The sequence below is a fragment of the Acidovorax sp. FG48 genome (assembly GCF_057809085.1).
Genome location: NZ_JBMDJH010000051.1, coordinates 1 through 1,017, shown reverse-complemented (window position 1 = coordinate 1,017; position 1,017 = coordinate 1). Strand labels below are relative to the sequence as shown.

The window sequence follows — 1,017 nt, the reverse complement described above, 5'->3', positions numbered from 1 at the left end:
CGTAAATCTCCTCCCCGCTCTTGTCCGGGTGGTAGTTCAGCGTGAACAGCAGGTTGGCGTGTAACTTGGCCTGCATTGGATCCAGGGCAACGGCTTTCCTGAACAGCACCTCCGCGTCATGCAATGCGCCTTGCTGCTGTTTGACAATCGCCAGCGCGGAGTACCCTGCGGCATTGCCTGGCGCAATGTCGATCATGCGTCGGGCACACGCCTCTGCATCAACCAGCCGACCAAGGCGTTTCAACACGTCCGCCAATGAACTCCAAGATCCCATATGGTTAGGCAAGCCGTCGGCCGCGCGCCGCAGCAGGTGCACCGACTCATTGAGCTTGCCCAGGTCAGCAAGCCGCACACCCAACACATAATCGGCTTCTGGCCCCGACCGCAACTGTGCCGCGCGGCGGTAACACGACTCTGCCTCTTTCATGCGCCCCTGACGCAAGAGCACACTCCCCAGATGATCGTAGGCGTCGAAAAACGCAGGCATGGCCTGAATTGCCCCACGCCATAGTGTTTCCGCGTCGGCCAGCCGCCCGGTGTCTTGCAACAATCGCCCCGCGTTCAGGTACGCCACCGCCATGTCCGGCTTAAATGCAATGGCGCGGTTCAACCATTGCAGAGCCTCAGCGGTTGCACCTTGGTCCTTGAGATGGACCCCCAAGTTATAAAGCGCGACAGAATCCTGCGGTCGGAGTTCCGCCACACGCCTGAAACAAACCTCCGCACCCGATTTATCGCCCCGCTGACTCAACAAGTGTCCGAGACTGGCATGTGCAGATGACAGTAACGGATCCAAGGTAAGCGCCTGCCGATAGCAGGCTTCCGCCTCGACAAAATGCCCCTGGTCACGCTGGACATTCCCCATCTGGACATACGCCTGCGCATCATCAGAGGCCTTGGCCGGCAAAGCCGGAATAGCTGCCATCGCGATGCCACGCGAGACTGTGCGCTCCCAAGCGTCAAACATCATGGCATAGGCCTGCTCCACCTTCCTCGCAAACCCCTCCTCATCCATCA

1 protein-coding gene is annotated in these 1,017 nt (G+C 59.7%); it reads right to left on the bottom strand.

The window, feature by feature from the left end:
* Positions 1-1,017 (bottom strand): tetratricopeptide repeat protein (locus tag ACODSU_RS25270; RefSeq protein ID WP_488845713.1); only part of this gene is annotated, 1,017 nt, incomplete at both ends.